Annotated in this window: 18 protein-coding genes and 1 tRNA gene; 11 read left to right on the forward strand and 8 right to left on the reverse strand. The window is 65.6% G+C overall.

Going from position 1 to position 16,004, the window contains the following annotated elements; all coding sequences use genetic code 11:
• Window positions 1-4: 4 nt before the first annotated feature.
• The 3 genes from panB to pcnB are packed head-to-tail and all read right to left on the reverse strand — an operon-like array spanning window position 5 to window position 2,714.
• A complete protein-coding gene (panB, locus tag ACFPK0_RS15255; RefSeq protein ID WP_377341941.1) occupies window positions 5-835 on the reverse strand; it encodes a 3-methyl-2-oxobutanoate hydroxymethyltransferase in 831 nt (276 codons plus the stop codon).
• 53 nt (window positions 836-888) lie between these two features.
• Window positions 889-1,365, reverse strand: a complete 477-nt coding sequence (gene folK / locus ACFPK0_RS15260; RefSeq protein WP_377341943.1) for a 2-amino-4-hydroxy-6-hydroxymethyldihydropteridine diphosphokinase — start codon at window positions 1,363-1,365, stop codon at window positions 889-891.
• Window positions 1,362-2,714 carry a polynucleotide adenylyltransferase PcnB gene (gene pcnB, locus ACFPK0_RS15265; protein ID WP_377341945.1) on the reverse strand — a complete coding sequence of 451 codons (1,353 nt, stop codon included), beginning with the start codon at window positions 2,712-2,714 and terminating at the stop codon, window positions 1,362-1,364. The genes folK and pcnB overlap by 4 nt, the downstream gene beginning before the upstream one ends.
• 200 nt (window positions 2,715-2,914) lie before the next feature.
• On the opposite strand from pcnB, the gene ACFPK0_RS15270 reads away from it, so the two are divergent.
• Window positions 2,915-2,990 (forward strand) — tRNA-Glu (locus ACFPK0_RS15270).
• Between the two features lie 171 nt (window positions 2,991-3,161).
• Entirely contained in the window at window positions 3,162-3,485 is a 324-nt protein-coding gene (fdxA, locus tag ACFPK0_RS15275; protein WP_007082672.1) for a ferredoxin FdxA, read from the forward strand.
• Window positions 3,486-3,547: 62 nt separating this feature from the next.
• Here the strand turns inward: fdxA and ACFPK0_RS15280 are convergent, their stop codons facing one another.
• The gene (locus tag ACFPK0_RS15280) at window positions 3,548-4,129 is read right to left on the reverse strand and encodes a hypothetical protein (protein ID WP_056078252.1); all 582 of its coding nucleotides are present in this window, start codon (window positions 4,127-4,129) and stop codon (window positions 3,548-3,550) included.
• Window positions 4,130-4,177: 48 nt separating this feature from the next.
• Complete coding sequence (gene dapA / locus ACFPK0_RS15285) at window positions 4,178-5,071, reverse strand: 4-hydroxy-tetrahydrodipicolinate synthase (protein ID WP_377341948.1); 894 nt, start codon at window positions 5,069-5,071, stop codon at window positions 4,178-4,180.
• 113 nt (window positions 5,072-5,184) lie between these two features.
• On the opposite strand from dapA, the gene ACFPK0_RS15290 reads away from it, so the two are divergent.
• The 7 genes from ACFPK0_RS15290 (at window position 5,185) to ACFPK0_RS15320 (ending at window position 11,018) form a co-directional block, all read left to right on the forward strand.
• Window positions 5,185-5,751 (forward strand): glycine cleavage system transcriptional repressor, encoded by a 567-nt coding sequence (locus ACFPK0_RS15290; protein WP_007082669.1) that lies wholly within the window; start codon window positions 5,185-5,187, stop codon window positions 5,749-5,751.
• Between the two features lie 236 nt (window positions 5,752-5,987).
• A complete protein-coding gene (locus tag ACFPK0_RS15295; protein WP_056602938.1) occupies window positions 5,988-6,449 on the forward strand; it encodes a peroxiredoxin in 462 nt (153 codons plus the stop codon).
• Window positions 6,450-6,552: 103 nt separating this feature from the next.
• Window positions 6,553-7,932, forward strand: a complete 1,380-nt coding sequence (locus ACFPK0_RS15300) for a PhoH family protein (RefSeq protein WP_377341950.1) — start codon at window positions 6,553-6,555, stop codon at window positions 7,930-7,932.
• A gap of 207 nt (window positions 7,933-8,139) precedes the next feature.
• Window positions 8,140-8,436, forward strand: a complete 297-nt coding sequence (locus tag ACFPK0_RS15305) for a hypothetical protein (RefSeq protein ID WP_377341952.1) — start codon at window positions 8,140-8,142, stop codon at window positions 8,434-8,436.
• A 172-nt stretch (window positions 8,437-8,608) separates the two neighbouring features.
• Complete coding sequence (locus tag ACFPK0_RS15310; RefSeq protein WP_056602928.1) at window positions 8,609-9,562, forward strand: aspartyl/asparaginyl beta-hydroxylase domain-containing protein; 954 nt, start codon at window positions 8,609-8,611, stop codon at window positions 9,560-9,562.
• Window positions 9,563-9,617: 55 nt separating this feature from the next.
• Window positions 9,618-10,520: an RNA polymerase sigma factor SigJ gene (gene sigJ, locus ACFPK0_RS15315; RefSeq protein ID WP_377341954.1), complete on the forward strand. Its 903-nt coding sequence runs from the start codon at window positions 9,618-9,620 to the stop codon at window positions 10,518-10,520.
• A gap of 39 nt (window positions 10,521-10,559) precedes the next feature.
• Window positions 10,560-11,018: a carboxymuconolactone decarboxylase family protein gene (locus ACFPK0_RS15320; RefSeq protein ID WP_056078234.1), complete on the forward strand. Its 459-nt coding sequence runs from the start codon at window positions 10,560-10,562 to the stop codon at window positions 11,016-11,018.
• 266 nt (window positions 11,019-11,284) lie between these two features.
• Here the strand turns inward: ACFPK0_RS15320 and ACFPK0_RS15325 are convergent, their stop codons facing one another.
• From ACFPK0_RS15325 to grxC, 3 genes are all read right to left on the reverse strand, one after another.
• Window positions 11,285-12,298, reverse strand: coding sequence for an isocitrate dehydrogenase (locus tag ACFPK0_RS15325; RefSeq protein ID WP_056078231.1), 1,014 nt, complete (start codon window positions 12,296-12,298; stop codon window positions 11,285-11,287).
• 153 nt (window positions 12,299-12,451) lie between these two features.
• On the reverse strand, window positions 12,452-12,793 hold the full coding sequence (locus ACFPK0_RS15330; protein ID WP_235577570.1) for a carboxymuconolactone decarboxylase family protein: 342 nt from the start codon (window positions 12,791-12,793) through the stop codon (window positions 12,452-12,454).
• Between the two features lie 41 nt (window positions 12,794-12,834).
• Window positions 12,835-13,098 carry a glutaredoxin 3 gene (gene grxC, locus ACFPK0_RS15335; RefSeq protein ID WP_007082660.1) on the reverse strand — a complete coding sequence of 88 codons (264 nt, stop codon included), beginning with the start codon at window positions 13,096-13,098 and terminating at the stop codon, window positions 12,835-12,837.
• Window positions 13,099-13,237: 139 nt separating this feature from the next.
• Between grxC and ACFPK0_RS15340 the strand changes: the two genes are divergently transcribed.
• Both ACFPK0_RS15340 and phoB read left to right on the forward strand, forming a co-directional pair.
• Window positions 13,238-14,869: a M48 family metalloprotease gene (locus tag ACFPK0_RS15340; RefSeq protein ID WP_377341957.1), complete on the forward strand. Its 1,632-nt coding sequence runs from the start codon at window positions 13,238-13,240 to the stop codon at window positions 14,867-14,869.
• A 411-nt stretch (window positions 14,870-15,280) separates the two neighbouring features.
• A complete protein-coding gene (gene phoB / locus ACFPK0_RS15345; protein WP_377341959.1) occupies window positions 15,281-15,970 on the forward strand; it encodes a phosphate regulon transcriptional regulator PhoB in 690 nt (229 codons plus the stop codon).
• Window positions 15,971-16,004 lie beyond the last annotated feature (34 nt).

Below are 16,004 nucleotides of genomic sequence, written 5' to 3' on the forward strand. Positions count from 1 at the left end.
TCAGTCAGCTGAAGCAATGCTCGGGGCCGGGAAAGGCACCACTGCGCACGTCGGCGGCATAGGCACTGATAGCCGCGCCCACGGAACCGCTGCCGGCCAGGAAATCCTTGCTGAATTTCGGTCGCTTGCCCGGCGTGATGCCCAGCATGTCGTGGATCACCAGCACCTGCCCGTCGCAATGCGGGCCGGCGCCGATGCCGACGACCGGAATCTGCAGCGCGCCGGTCACCCGCTCGCCCAGCGCGGTAGGCACGCCTTCGAGCACCAGCGAGGCGGCACCGGCGGCCTGCACGGCCAGGGCCTCGGCGAGGATGCGGTCGGCGGCGGCCTCGTCGCGGCCCTGGATGCGGAAGCCGCCGAATTTGTGCACCGACTGCGGGGTGAGGCCCAGGTGCGCACATACGGGAATCGCGCGCGCGGTCAGGGTTTCGATGATCTCCAGCACATGCGGCGCGGCGCCCTCGATCTTCACCATCGCGGCACCCGCCTCGCCCACCAGGCGCGCGGCGGCTTCCATGGCGTGCACAGTGTCGCGGTCGGCCATGAACGGCAGGTCGGCCACCAGCATGGTGGCGGACAGCCCGCGCGCCACGGCGCTCGTGTGGTAGACCATCTGGTCCAGCGTTACCGGCAAGGTGCTGCTGTGGCCTTGCACCACCATGCCCAGCGAATCGCCCACCAGCGCGATATCGACGCCGGCGTTTTCCAGGTGCCAGGCGAAACTGGTGTCGTAGGCGGTAAGCATCACGATGCGCTGGCCAGCCGCCTTCATGGCATGCAGACCCGGCACGGTGACCGGCTTGCGCGGCGGGGCTTCGGCATTCTGTACGTACACGGCACTTCCTGCGGCGGTCAAACGGCAATTATCCGGCGGATCGCGATCTTGCCTCAAGCCAGCGCTACGCAACCGTGAATATCGATCCGCGCCAACAGCTCCGCCACCGTCCCGGCTGGCAGTTGCAGCTCGGGCGCCACGTCGGCCAATGGCAGCAGCACGAAGGCGCGTTCGGCGATGCGTGGATGGGGCACGGTCAGCTGTGCGTCGTTGATGCGGACGCCATCCATGTACAGCAGATCGAGGTCCAGCGTGCGCGGGCCGTTGCGCTCAAGTCGAACGCGGCCGGCCTGCTGTTCGATCGCATGCAGGGCATCGAGCAAGGCATGGGGCGACAAGCCGGTATCGATGGCAACTACGGCGTTGATGAAGTCCGGCTGGTCGAGAACGCCCCACGGCGGCGTGCGATACAGCCGCGAGCGCTGCAGCACCCGGCTGTCCGGCAGCCGCTGCAGCGCATCCATCGCATCGAGCACCTGCTGGCGCGGATCGCCCAGGTTGCTGCCCAGGGCAATGAAAGCGCGGGTCACGCCGATCCTGCGTTACCCGATTTGCGCCGACGCCGCCGCGGACGCGGTGGTTTGCCGGCGGGAGCGGCGACCGGGTCGCTGGCCGCATTGCCACCGCCGACCGGCAAGGCCGCGGAGAGCACATCGGGAGGCAACTGCTGGGCGTGCGCCCACCACTGGCCCAGTTGCAGCGTCGCCGGCGATTCGTCCGCGCGCAGCAGCAGGAAATCGAACGCGGCACGGAAGCGCGGGTGCGCCATCAGGCGGAACACGCGCTTGCGCTGCACCTGTTCGAACCGCGGCTGCAACGACCAGATCTCCTCCATCGTGAAGGTGAACCGGCGCGGGATGGCCACGCGCTGGCACTGCTCGCCCACCACCTGTGCCGCCGCGCGCGCCCAGGCATCGGTGCGCTCCACACCGCGACCGATCAGCTGCTGCGCCACGTCGCGCACCTCGCCCCACAACAGCACCGCAAACAGGAACGCGGGCGTTACCGACTTGCCTTCGCGCACCCGCGCATCGGTGTTGGCCAGGCCGTGCTCGACCAGCGCGCGCAATGCGGCATCGCCACGCTTGAGCGCCCGGGCGGTGGCGGGAAACAGGAACTTCAGCAGGCCGCACTGTTCCAGCATGTGGAAACTCTTCAGCCCGTTTCCGCTCAGGAACATCTTCAGCGATTCGTCGAACAGGCGCGCTGGCGCGGCATCGCCCAGCAGCGGCCCCAGTGCTTCGAACGGCGCCATCGCCGGCGCGTCGATGTGCATGTCCAGCTTGGCCGCCAGTCGTGCCGCGCGCAGCATGCGTACCGGGTCTTCGCGATAGCGTGTTTCCGGATCGCCGATCAGGCGCAGCACGCGGTCGTGCAGATCCTGCATGCCGCCCACGTAATCGCGGACGGAGAAATCGCTGATGTCGTAATACATCGCGTTGACGCGGAAGTCGCGGCGGATCGCGTCCTCCTCGATCGTGCCCCAGATGTTGTCGCGCACGATGCGTCCGTCGACGATGCTGCGGTCGCCCTCGCAACCCTCCTCGCCCAGGCCCCGAAAAGTCGCAACCTCGATGATTTCCGGGCCGAACACCACATGCGCCAGGCGGAAGCGACGGCCGATCAGGCGGCAGTTGCGGAACAGGTGCTTCACCTCGTCCGGGGTGGCGCTGGTGGCCACGTCGAAGTCCTTCGGCGCCAGGCCCAGCAGCAGATCGCGCACGGCACCGCCGACCAGGTAGGCGGTGTAGCCGGCTTCATTCAGGCGATACAGCACGCGCAGCGCCGCCTTGCTGATGTTCTTGCGCGAGATGATGTGCTGATCGCGCGGGATGATCTTCAGCGCGGATGGGGCGTTGGTTCTTGAGTCGAGGTTCAAGCGGTCAGAATCCTTCCAGGTGCATGGCACCCATGACTATAACAATCAGGGCGCTCGATACCGCCGATGCGCCGCCGATGCATTGGACGCCTGATTGCCCACGGCAACCAGCGTGTTTGCGGCGGCGTGGACGAATGACCGGTTGCGAGGCATTGCCGCCCGAAACAATTTCGCTATACTAGCGCGCCTCGCAAGAGAACGCTCCCTTCGTCTAGTGGCCCAGGACACTGCCCTCTCAAGGCGGGAACACGAGTTCGAACCTCGTAGGGAGCACCACTTCGCTTTTGCAATCCTCCGTGATTGCTGTTGTCTGGAGAGGATGCCGACAACTGGACCAACGTGACGTTGGCTGGACCAGAAGCGGTCATCCATGACCGCACTCTTCACAAGAGCGCTCGATCGACACACTCGTTCGAGCGCCGTTCCATTCAAAGCAGACCCGCGTTCATGACTTTCGTCGTCGTCGACAACTGCATCAAGTGCAAGTACACCGATTGCGTTGAAGTCTGCCCGGTCGATGCCTTCCGCGAAGGCCCCAATTTTCTCGCCATCGATCCCGACGACTGCATCGACTGCACGTTGTGCGAACCCGAGTGCCCGGCCAACGCGATCTATCCCGAAGACGACGTGCCAGCCGGCCAGGAAGCGTTCGTGGCGCTCAACGCCGAACTGGCCCGCGACTGGCCAGTGATCACCGAGCGCAAGGATGCCCCCGCCGACGCCAGCGAGTGGGACGGCAAGCCGGGCAAGCTGCCGCTGCTGCAGCGTTGAGCAAACCCCATCCATGAAAAAAGCCGCCCGAGGGCGGCTTTTTTTGTGGCGCCTGGCCGGGTTTAGTCCGTCAGCTTCGCTTTCAGCGAATCGATGATCTTGCCCACGGCGTTGACGCCACCCTTGGCGCGAACCTCGCTGCCATAGGTACCGCTGTCACCCACGGTGACCACGACCTGCTGCGCCGCCCCGCCCGATGCGGTGGCATCGCTGCGCTTTTCGCGGTGGAACATGCGGCCGAAGAAGCCCCGCTTCTTCGCGGCACCGGCAACGGCAACCGTGTAGCTGTGCGCGGCATCATCGTGGCTGAGCACCTTGCCCACCTTGCCGTCCTGCAGTGCCTGCCCGACCCGTTGATAGACCGTATCGATCGGGCCGGACGTGATGAAACCGTCGGAAATCTCGCCGGCGGTGGGGCCGACGGAGGCCCTGGCGCCATTGGCGGTCGGCTGGTTGGCACCGGGCGGCGGAATGTTCAGCGCCGCGGTAGCCGATGGCGTGTCCAGGTTCGGCGGAATCTCCAGCGGCGATTCCTGCACGGCGGTCTCCCATGCCTTGTGCGAGCGGAACATGCCGCAACCGGCAAGCAGCAAACCGCAGAGGGCAAGCGCGGGCACGGTGACGAGGAGCGAGGTTTTCTTCATGTAATGGGATTCCGTGGAAGGATCGGGCCGCCGCAACGCCGCAGCGCTTCAGGCAGCAGTGGCCAAGGATGCCAGACTGGACAGTGCTTGGCGCAGTCGGACACGTTCCGGGCCTTCATTCAATTCAACAAGCGGCAACCGCGGCAACGCCAGACCAAGCCCCAGCTCGGGCAACCCCGCCTTCACCGCGATCGGATTCGGCGCGCAATTGAGCGCCTTCAACAACGGCTCCAACGCGGCGAAGCAACGCGCCGTCGCCTCCCTGTCGCCACCGACCGCCGCGTCGCAAAGTGCACGGAACGCCTTGGGCACCAGGTTGGCCACCACCGAGACGGTACCGTTTGCGCCGGCGAGCATGGCGTCGGTGGCGGTAGCGTCGTCACCGGACAGGTAGACGAAATTCTCGCCCGCAAGTTCCGCAAGCGCGCGAATGCGCTCCGCATCGCCGCGGGCTTCCTTGATGCCGATGATGGACGGATGGTCGCGCAGACGGGCGACGGTTTCCGGCAGCATGTCGCACGCCGTGCGGATGGACACGTTGTATAGCAGCAGCGGCAGGCCGCCGTGGTCGGCCACTTCCAGGAAATGGCGGCGCATGCCTTCCTGGGTCGGACGCACGTAGTAAGGCACCACCACCAGCGCCGCATCGGCGCCAAGCGCTTGCGCGCGTCGGGTTGCTTCCACCGTCTTGGCCGTGCCCGCCTCACCGGTGCCGGCGATCACCGGCACCCGGCCGTTCACATGACGAACGGCGAACGTCAGCAGGCGGTCGAACTCTTCGGGCTCCAGCATGTGCGCTTCGCCGGTGGAACCGGCCACCACCACGCCTTGCGTGCCACCCTCGAGTTGATAGTCGAGCAGGCGGCCGAACGCCGGCAGATCGAGCCCGCCATCAGCAGTAAACGGGGTGACCAACGCACAGATGCTTCCACGAATGTTCAAGACACGTCCCGCCCGGCAATCAGCCGTCTATGTTACTTGCGGGCTCGCCAGACGGGCAAGTAAGCTCGAACGGAGTCATTCCGCACCATGCGGACTTCCCACGGGCAAACCTCTTGAAATCTTCTTCCGCTTCCTCCGTCCGCGCGGGCGCCGACGAGCAACTGCTGATCCAGGTACTGACGCCGGCACTGCAATCGCCCCTGCTGACGCTGGCACGACGCATCGCCGATGCCGGCTGCAACCTGGCCGAGGCGCGGGTCGCCACGATCGGCACGGAAATCTCGCTGATGCTGCTTGCCACCGGCGCCTGGGATGCGCTGGCCAAGCTGGAATCGGCGCTGACCAAGCTGGCCCGCGACGAGAGCCTGCGGCTGGTGCACTACCGCACCCGACCGCGCGAAAACAGCTCGCATCTGCTGCCGTATCTGGTCGAAGTGGTGGCGGCCGACCGCCCCGGCATCGTGGCGCGCATCGTGGAATTTTTCAGCCAGCATGAGATCAGCGTGGAGCAGCTGAACTCCACCCACTACCAGGCCATGCAAACCGGCGCGGAAATGTTCCAGGCCCAGTTCACCATCGGCATCCCTTCGGAAATCCACATCGCCGCGCTGCGCGACGACTTTCTCGAACTGTGCGACGGGCTGAACCTGGACGCGATCATGGACCCGGTGAAATTCTGAGAGGTTGTGATTTTTCAACCTCTCAGCCCGGCCATGGTGAGGGCATGGATGCCCGAGTTGAGGCAATGCATGGAGCAGTTGCCCTATGCCCGAGTTGAGGCAACGCAGGAGCGGTTGCCCGGTGGCCGGACAAGCGCCGAGCATCGCGCGAACCATCCACGCTGGCAAGGTCTGTCATCCGCCGTACGGCAAGCGCTAGTCTTGGGCCATGCGGCCTCCGCCGCGATGGAGTGTCCATGCCCGAAATCGGCAAGAAAGTCCCACCGCTCACCGGGCCTACCGGCACCGGCGAGCCACTGAAACTGGCCAGCCTCAAGGGCCAGTGGGTCGTCCTCTACTTCTACCCCAAGGACAGCACTCCCGGCTGCACCACCGAGGCGCAGGATTTCCGCGACCTCCACCCGCAATTCCGCCAGCGCGGCGCGCAGATCGTCGGCGTGTCGCGTGATGCCGTCGCCTCGCACGCCCGGTTTGCGGAAAAGCAGGCGCTGCCGTTCCCGCTGGTATCCGACCCCGACGAAACCTGGTGCAAGGCGTTCGACGTGATCCACGAGAAGGTGCTGTACGGCAAGCGCCACATGGGCGTGGTACGCAGCACGTTCCTGATCGACCCCGACGGCAAACTGTCACGGGAATGGCGCAAGGTGAAAGTCGCCGGCCACGCGCAGGAAGTGCTCGACGCCATCCCGGCCGCGTGAGCGCGCACCTCGCATCGCTTTTTCGGGCGTGGCACGCCACGCCTCTCCGCCCGCGACCGCAGCATCGCGATCCCTCCCCCACCACCCGCGAGGATTCTTCCGCATGACCGGAAGCAAGCGCATCTACGCTCTGGACACCAACGTTCTGCTGCATGACCCGACCTCGCTGTTCCATTTCGAGGAACACGACGTCTTCATCCCGATGACCGTGCTGGAGGAACTGGACGAGAAGAAGAAGGGCGCGTCCGAAGTGTCGCGCAATGGCCGTCAGGTCAGCCGCTTCCTCAATGAGCTGATCGAGCGCGGCAAGCAACATGACCTGGCCGATGGGCTGGAACTGACCAACCCCGCCGGCATCAAGCTGAAGCGCGGATCGGCCGTGGGCCGGCTGTATTTCCAGCAGCGCGTCAGCAACGGCCACGGCAAGGCCGACAACCAGATCCTGGCCGCGGTGATCGAGCTGCGCGAGCAGCATCCCGACCGCACCGTGATCCTGGTGACCAAGGACATCAACCTGCGGATCAAGGCCAGCATCCAGGGCATCACCGCGGAGGATTACGAGAACGATCGCGCGCTGGACGATTTCTCGCTGCTCTACAACGGTGTGGAGGCGTTGCCGGAAGACTTCTGGGAGCAGCATCCGGAAGTGGAATCGTGGACCGAGCGCGGACGCACCTACTACCGACTCGACCGCCACGAAAGCGAGGAGTGGTACCCCAACGAATGCCTGTACATGCCGGGCGAAGGCGGCATCGAGCTACGCGTACTGGAAGTCGGCGAGGACACCGCCACGCTGGTGTTGCTGGATGACCACTCGCATGCCAACCACCACGTATGGGGCATTGGCGCGCGCAACCGCGAGCAGAACTTCGCGCTCAACGCGCTGATGGACCCGGACATCGATTTCGTCACCCTGCTGGGCAACGCCGGTACCGGCAAGACCCTGCTGGCGCTGGCCGCCGGCCTGGCCCAGGTGATGGACCAGCAGCGCTACCGCGAGATCATCATGACCCGCGCCACCGTCTCGGTGGGCGAGGACATCGGCTTCCTGCCCGGCACCGAGGAGGAAAAGATGACGCCCTGGATGGGCGCGCTCACCGACAACCTGGAAGTGCTGGCCAACCCGGAAGATGGCGGCAGCTGGGGCCGCCAGGCCACCAACGACCTGCTCGCCTCGCGCATCAAGATCCGCTCGCTCAACTTCATGCGCGGGCGCACCTTCCTGTCGCGCTACCTGATCATCGACGAGGCACAAAACCTCACCCCGAAGCAGATGAAAACCCTGATCACCCGCGCCGGCCCCGGCACCAAGATCGTCTGCCTGGGCAACGTCGAGCAGATCGACACGCCCTACCTCACTGAAACCACCTCCGGCCTCACGTACGCGGTGGACCGCTTCAAGCAATGGGAGCATTCGGCGCACATCACCTTGCGGCGCGGCGAGCGTTCGCGGTTGGCGGATTTCGCGGCGGAGACGCTGTAGGCCGGGATTGGGGATCGGGGATCCGGAAAAGGAAGTCCGGGTCGGCGATCGCGTCGCCCATGGAGTCGGCAGTCAGCGCCTCTTCGCCATTAGCCTTGACGCACTCTTTCAGGGTGGCCGTGTAGGCAGGCGCCCCTGCTGGCGCACTTCACCCGCCAGGTCCCGGTAAAGATCGGGGCGGACCTTGCGCACCTGGTGCAAGGTCCCATGGGCAGCAATCGCCATCAGCAGTGCATCGGATTCCGCGCTGAGCATGAGCGTCCCGTCGCGGAGCGTTACGCCTTGGAAGTCGAAGACCTCGGAGGTTCGATTCTCGAAGACGACGGGACGCCCGCCGAAGACTCGCCCGAGTTGATCCAGCGCTCGAGAAAGGGCGTCAGGCAGAGAAGCTGCGGGTGTGAGCTCGACCGGCTTTCCGAGGTGGGTGCCAGGTCGGCCGGAGAGCTTTTGGATTCTTTCGGTGTCGCCATCGGCCTGCTCCGCATTCGGGTGGTCGGAGTTTAGCCGGGCGATCTGCTCGCTGCGCGGCGCATGAAAGCCACGCTTCGTCCCTGAATCCTGCGGTTGACTCGCGCGACTGAACACCGCGCGGGGAATCGGGTGGCGTCGAGCCGGGGCCCGGCAAACGCGTAGAATGGCAGGCTCCGAAATCCCTGCCACGGCTGCTCGCGTTGCCATGATCCTTACGCCCCGTCTCATTCTGCTCGCCATCTTCGTTTTCTTTGCGCTGTGCGTGCTGCTGGTGCACCTGCGCGGGCGCGTGCGGCTGCGCTTCGATCGTCAGCTGGTGGACCATTCGGCGGTGTTCGCGCCGTACAACCTGCTGATGTACGCGTTCTCCGCGGTGCCGGCAAAACCCATCCTGGATCGCCGCGGCTTTCCGGAGCTGGATCTGCTGCAGGCCAACTGGCAGACCATCCGTGACGAGGCGCTGCATCTGACCGACGCCGGCCATATCCGCGGCACCACGGCCAACAACGACGCCAGCTTCAACAGCTTCATCAAGCAGGGCTGGAAGCGTTTCTACCTGAAGTGGTACGGCGAGCCGCTGGCCTCGGCCCAGGCGCTGTGCCCCAAGACGGTGGAACTGCTCAACGCCATCCCCGGCATCAAGGCGGCGATGTTCGCCACGCTGGCACCCAACAGCAAACTCAACCCGCACCGTGATCCGTTCGCCGGCTCGCTGCGCTATCACCTCGGCCTGATCACGCCCAACTCGCGTGACTGCCGCATCTTCGTCGACGGCGAGGAACACGCCTGGGGCGACGGCAAGGACGTGGTGTTCGACGAGACCTTCGTGCACTGGGTGGAAAACAAGACCGACCAGACCCGGGTCATCCTGTTTGCCGATGTCGAACGCCCGCTGCGCACGCGCTGGATGAGCGCGATCAACCATCGCGTCGGAGCATTCATGGGCAAGATCACCGCCTCACCCAACAGCGACACGGGCGCCGAGAAAACCGGCTTCGTGAACCGCCTGTATGCGCTCAGCCAGCGCAAAGGCGCCACCCACCGCTGGAAGACGGAGTTCAAACGCCGCCACCGGAAACTGTACAAGGCTGCCAAGTACGTCGGCATCCTGTTCCTGATGTGGCTGATCTTCCTGGCGCCGTGGCCGCTGTTTCACTGATTCCGTCACACGACGCGGCCGTCGCGCGTCCTTGATGTTTTGACGGAGAAACCCTTTGGACACGCAAACCGCGCTGTTCCAGCAACATCGATCCCGCCTGTTCGGGCTGGCCTACCGCATGCTCGGCACGCCGGCCGACGCCGAAGACGTGCTGCACGATGCCTGGCTGCGCTGGGATGCGCAGGACGTCGATGCGCTGGATGACGCCGAAGCCTGGCTGGTGACCGTGACGACCCGGTTGGCGCTGGATCGCCTGCGTCGGGCCAAGACCGAGCGTGCGCACTACCCCGGCCCATGGCTGCCCGAACCGCTGCTGGCCGACGCCGACCAGCCCGAGGCGCGGCTGGAGCGCGCCGAAAGCCTCACCCTGAGCTTCCTGGTGCTGCTGGAGCGGCTCAGCGCCGACGAGCGCGCCGCATTCCTGTTGCGCGAGATCTTCGATTACAGCCACGCCGAAACCGCGGCCATGCTGGACATCAGCGAGGATGCCTGCCGCCAGCGCGTGCATCGGGCCAAGCAACGCCTGCGCGATGAACGTCCGCGCCAGGGCGCACCCGACCACCATCGCCAGCATCGTTTGCTGGAGCGTTTCGCCGAGGCCCTGCGCACACCGGACATGGACACCTTGCGCGCGCTGTTCGCCGAGGACGCCGTGCACATCTCCGATGGCGGCGGCCTGGTCACCGCCACGCTGCGTCCGCTGCACGGGGCCGAACGGCTGGCTCGCCTGTATCTGCAGATCGCACTGCATCAGCAGGCCGATGGCGTGTGTCATGAAATCCATACGCTCAACGGTGCGCCCGCCTTGCTCAGCTGGCACGACGGCAATCTGATCAGCGCCAGCTGGATCGACGACGACGGCACCGGCATCAGCGCCATCCACGCCTTGCGCCACCCCGGAAAACTGGCCCGGCTGGCAGCTGTCACAAAATCGAAAGGTTCTGCGTCCTTGCATTGAACGGCCACCTCGGCCGCATCCACCACCAAGGAGTTCCCCATGTCATCGCGTCAATCCTCCGCCCCCACCGGCGACGCCATCAAGCCGCTGCTCGCCCTGGTCAAATACCTGCAAACCGGCAGCATCGAACGCCCCCTGATCGAACTGGTACTGATGCGCGCCTCGCAGCTCAACGGCTGCGCCTACTGCCTGGACATGCACAGCAAGGATGCCCGCGCCGCCGGCGAAACCGAGCAGCGTCTGTACGTGTTGCAGGCGTGGCGCGAAGCGCCGTTCTACAGCGACCGCGAGCGCGCCGCACTGGCCTGGTGCGAGGCGGTCACCCGGCTCGACCCCATCCACGGCGTACCCGACGAGGTCTACGAGCAGGCCCGCGCGCAGTTCAGCGAGAAGGAACTGGGCGACCTGAACATGGCGGTGATCCTGATCAACGCCTGGAACCGCATCGCGATCCCGTTCCAGAGCATGCCGGGTTCGTACCAGCCGCCCAAGCACTGAGGCCCTGCCACGAAAAAAGCCCAGGCAGTTCCTTCCCCCGTTGACGGGGACAAGATGGCAGGACTGCCATCTTGAGCAGCGAAGCTGCCCGAAGGGCGGATGCCATGCCATGGAAGGCATTCGTTCAAGGTGCCCGGAGGGCGGAAGGGGGAGCGCGGCAAAGCCGCGCTGGCTTTCCAGGCCGCCAAAAAAAGCGCCCCCATCAGCCCTTCGGGCAGCTTCCCCCGCTGCGCGGGGGAAGCAAGAACGGGATTTCCAGAAAATCCTCAGCCCTTGATGCGCTTCACCAGGGCATCGGCGAAGCTGTCGGTGCTGCCCTTGCCGCCGATATCGGGCGTCACGCTGTCGCGGTCGTTCGTCATGGTGTCGCGGATCGCCTGGCGCAGCTGGTCGCCCTTGGCCACCATGTCCAGGTAATCGAGCATGTCGGCGGCGGCCAGCAGCAGCGCGCAGGGGTTGGCGATGCCCTTGCCGGCGATGTCCGGCGCCGAGCCGTGCACGGCTTCGAAGATCGCCGCGTGCTCGCCGATGTTGTCGCCCGGCGCCAAACCCAGGCCGCCGACCAGGCCGGCACACAGGTCGGACAGGATGTCGCCGAACAGGTTGGTGGTGACAATGACGTCGAACTGCTCGGGACGCATCACCAGCTGCATGCAGGTGTTGTCCACGATCATCTCGTTGAACTCGATCTGCGGGTATTCCTTGGCGATCTCGCGCGCCACGTTGAGGAACAGGCCCGAGCTGGTCTTCAGGATGTTCGCCTTGTGCACCGCGGTGACTTTCTTGCGACCCTTCTTCACCGCCAGTTCGAACGCGTAGCGCACGATGCGGCTGCTGCCCTTGCGGGTGTTGCGCGCCACCGACTCGGCGATTTCGCCATCTTCGGACAGCGTCTGCCCTTCGGAGCGGTACGCGCCCTCGGTGTTCTCGCGCACGGTGATGATGTCGATGTTCTCGTAGCGCGACTTGGTGCCGGGGAAGCTCACCGCCGGGCGCACGTTCGCGTACAGGTCGAAATGGCGGCGCAGGGTCACGTTGACCGAGGTGAAGCCGCCGCCGATCGGCGTGGTCAGCGGGCCTTTCAACGCGACCTTGTGCTCGGCGATCTTGTCCAGCGTGGCCTTGGGCAGCAGGTCGCCGTGCTTGTCCAGCGCCACCATGCCGGCGTCGACGAAGTCGTACTTCAGGCCGCAGTCCAGCGCGTCGAGCACGCGCAAGGTGGCGGTCATGATCTCGGGGCCGATGCCGTCGCCCGGGATCACCGCGATTGTGTTGCTCATGGGGGAAACTCCTTCGAATGGGGATACGCGACATCCGGACCGAACCTCGCGCGAAACCCATCAATTATCGCTGATAGGAGTGGCCGCCACCAGCGCGAAGCGGGCGCAGCGCCTTGAAAATACTCGCACGCAGCGTTGCATGATCCCGCAGGGTCAGGCGTGGTCGGGGCAACCCGCGGCGCCCGTGTCGGCGCTGCCCTGCTCCAGCTGGTCGAGCAGATCCACGGCCCGGCGCAGGTGCGGGATCACGATCGACCCGCCCACCACGAGGCCCACGCTGAACACCTCGAAAAACGCATCGCGCTCCACGCCGGCTTCCTTGCACTGGGCCACGTGGTAGCTGATGCAGTCATCGCAACGCAGTACCAGCGAGGCGACCAGGCCCAGCATCTCCTTGGTCTTCACGTCCAGCGCGCCGGCCTTGTAGGTTTGCGTGTCCAGCGCGAAGAAGCGCCGCACGACCTGGTTGTCCTCAGCCAGGATGCGCTCGTTCATGCGCTGGCGGAAGGCGGTGAACTCGGCCAGTCGATCGTCGCTCACGCGGCGTCACCGAGCAGTTGCGCCAGCTTGCCGCTGCGGTCGGCGGCGACAAGGTCGTCGAAGCCGCCCACGTGCTGGTCGTTGATGAAAATCTGCGGCACGGTACGGCGCCCGCCGCTGCGCTGGAGCATCGCGTCGCGCTGCACCGGGTCGGTGTCGATGCGCACTTCCTGCCACTCCAGCCCTTTCGACTTGAGCAGGTTCTTGGCGCCCACGCAGTAAGGGCAGACGGCAGTGGAGTAGATCTCGATCTTCGGCATTACGGCGCTCCAGGGGACGGTCAAAATGGTTCAGCCCACACATGCGTCCACGCCGAAGCCAAATCAAGCATGTACAGGGTGGCCGCGCGGCGCGAACCGCGCCCTCACCAAGTGGTCTGAATGATATTGTCGACCCCTCATGACCATGCCAGCACACCGCCGCGCTCCACGCCTCCTGTCCGCCTTGACTCGCGCCTTGCTGTGCGCGGGTTTGCTTGCGCCGGTGGCGATGGCGCAGGACAACGTTCGCCTGCCAGATCTGGGCAGTTCGGCGAATGCACTGATTTCGAAGCAGGAAGCGCAGGCCTACGGCGCCTCCATGCTGCGCCAGATGCGCGCGCTGGACATGGTGGTCGACGACCCGCTGGTGGACGATTACATCAACGACCTGGGCTTCCGGCTGGTTGCCGCCAGTGCCAAGCCGGACGAGCATTTTTCGTTCTTCGTGGTGAAGGACCCGGAGATCAACGCCTTCGCGGCGCCGGGCGGCTACGTGGCGGTGAACGCAGGCCTGGTGGCGATCACCCGCAACGAAAGCGAGCTGGCCGGCGTCATCGCGCACGAGATCGGCCACATCACGCAGAACCATCTGGAACGGGCCTTCGAGGCATCGCGCAAGGATGCCCCGCTGATGGCGCTGGTGTTGCTGGGCGCGCTTGCCGCGGGCGCCGCCAACAATGCCGGCGACGCGCCGATGGCGGTGCTGGCCGGCGGCCAGGGGCTGATCGCGCAACGGTCGATCAACTTCACCCGCAAGGATGAGGTCGAGGCCGACCGCACCGGCATCCAGACCCTGGCCAATGCGGGTTTCGACCCGCGCGGCATGGCCGGCTTCTTCTCGCACATGCAGGACGTGCTCAGCGCCAACACAGGCGGCATGGGCAATACACCCAGCATGCTGCAGGATCACCCGGTGACCTCGGCCCGCATCAGCGACGCCAAGTCGCGCGCCGGCGGCCTGATCGCCGCACAGAAGCTGCGGCCGAGCGGCAGCACCCTGGTCAAGAGCCAGTGGGAAAGCACCACCGCGCCGATCCCGTTCGTGCACGATGTCACCACCTTGTTCAGCCCCTCGGCGCAGCAGCGTGGCGAGACGTATGCGCTGATGCGCGAGCGCCTGCGCGTGCTGACTGGCGACGCCTCCAAGGAAGCGCTGCGCTACCGCTCGAATTTCGACAAGCGCGGCTTCGACACGCTCGCCACGCGCTATGGCTACGCGCTGGCGCTCACCCGCAGTGGTGATGGCACGCAGGCCATCGCGCAGTTGCAGCCGTTGATCGAAAAGCAGCCGGAGAACCTCATCCTGCAACTGGCGATGGCGGACGCCCGTTTCCAGGCCGGCCAGCGCGCCGCCGCGCTGGCCCTCTACGAAAAGCTCAACCTGCACTCGCCACGCAATCGCGCGGTGGCACTGGCGTACGCCCAGGCACTCACCACCGGTGGCGCGCCCGCACAGGCGGCGACCGCCGCGGAACTGTTGCGACCCCTGCTGAGCAATGCGGTGGAGCCACAGCTCTACACCGCCTACGCCCGCGCCTGTGAGAAAGCCGGCGACACCGAGCGCGCAGGCGAAGCATTCGCGGATGCCAGCTACTACTCGGGCCGCCCTTTCGACGCGATGGAACAACTCAAGCGCCTGCTCAAGCGCGACGACCTGGACTACTACGCCCGCGTCCGCATCCAGGCCCGCATCGCCGAACTCACGCCGCTGGTGCTGGAACTGCACAAGCGCAAGATCCAGACGGCGGATCGGCCTGATGGCGGCCAATAAGCGGGCGGAAAACTTTTCGAACCAGCCTGCACAACGCGAACTGAGCCCGAAGGCACCGTAACCCCCTCTCCCCTGCGGGGGAGAGGGTTGGGGAGAGGGGGCTGGTGCTCGCGGGAAAGACCTGTACTGCAGCTTTTCGGCGTCTTGGGGGCAACTTCGCTGCGGCTTCCCCGCAGCGTGTCCCCCTCTCCCTGCCCTCTCCCCGCAGGGGAGAGGGGATTACGGCATCTTTCGGTGCTGAGGCGTAGCGTTTGCGGTCTTTGTTTGGCTTGCATCGCCACACCGGGGAGCCCGAAGGTACAACGCTGAAGTGCGGTGATTGCGGCAGCCCGCAACATTCACGCGCCTGTTGTCATCCCCACGTAACATTCATCCCCTGAAATATCCCCGTCACAAGCCAACGGCAGAACCGTGCACAAACGTATTCTCATCGTCGAGGATGAAGCATCCATTCGTGACATGGTGGCCTTTGCCCTGCGCAAGGCCGGCATGGACCCGGCCATGGCTGGCGACGCGCGCGAGGCGCAACTGGCCATCGCCGAACGGGTGCCCGACCTGATCCTGCTGGACTGGATGCTGCCAGGAACCAGCGGGCTGGAACTGGCGCGGCGTTGGCGCAAGGAAGAGTTGAGCCGCGAGATACCGATCATCATGCTCACCGCGCGCGGCGAGGAAGTGGATCGCGTCAACGGGCTCGAGGCCGGCGTGGATGATTACGTGGTCAAGCCGTTTTCCACCCGCGAGCTGATCGCCCGCATCAAGGCGGTGCTGCGCCGCAGCCATGGCGATGATGGCGACGGCATGCTGGAAGGCGGCGGCCTGCGCATCGATGGCCCCGCCCACCGCGTGTTTGCCGGTGACGAACCGGTGCCCATCGGCCCCACCGAATACCGCCTGCTGCATTTCTTCATGACCCACGCCGAACGCGTCTACTCGCGCGCGCAGTTGCTGGATCACGTGTGGGGCGGCAGCGTCTACGTGGAGGAGCGCACGGTCGACGTACACATCCGCCGCCTGCGCAAGACGCTGGAGCCGTGGAAGCTCGACGACCTGGTGCAGACCGTGCGTGGCAGCGGCTATCGTTTCTCCACCCGCGCCTGATGCACTCTTCCGCACCACCGGACTGAAACGCCCG

Source organism: Rhodanobacter ginsenosidimutans (genome assembly GCF_042655685.1).
Lineage (GTDB): Bacteria > Pseudomonadota > Gammaproteobacteria > Xanthomonadales > Rhodanobacteraceae > Rhodanobacter > Rhodanobacter ginsenosidimutans.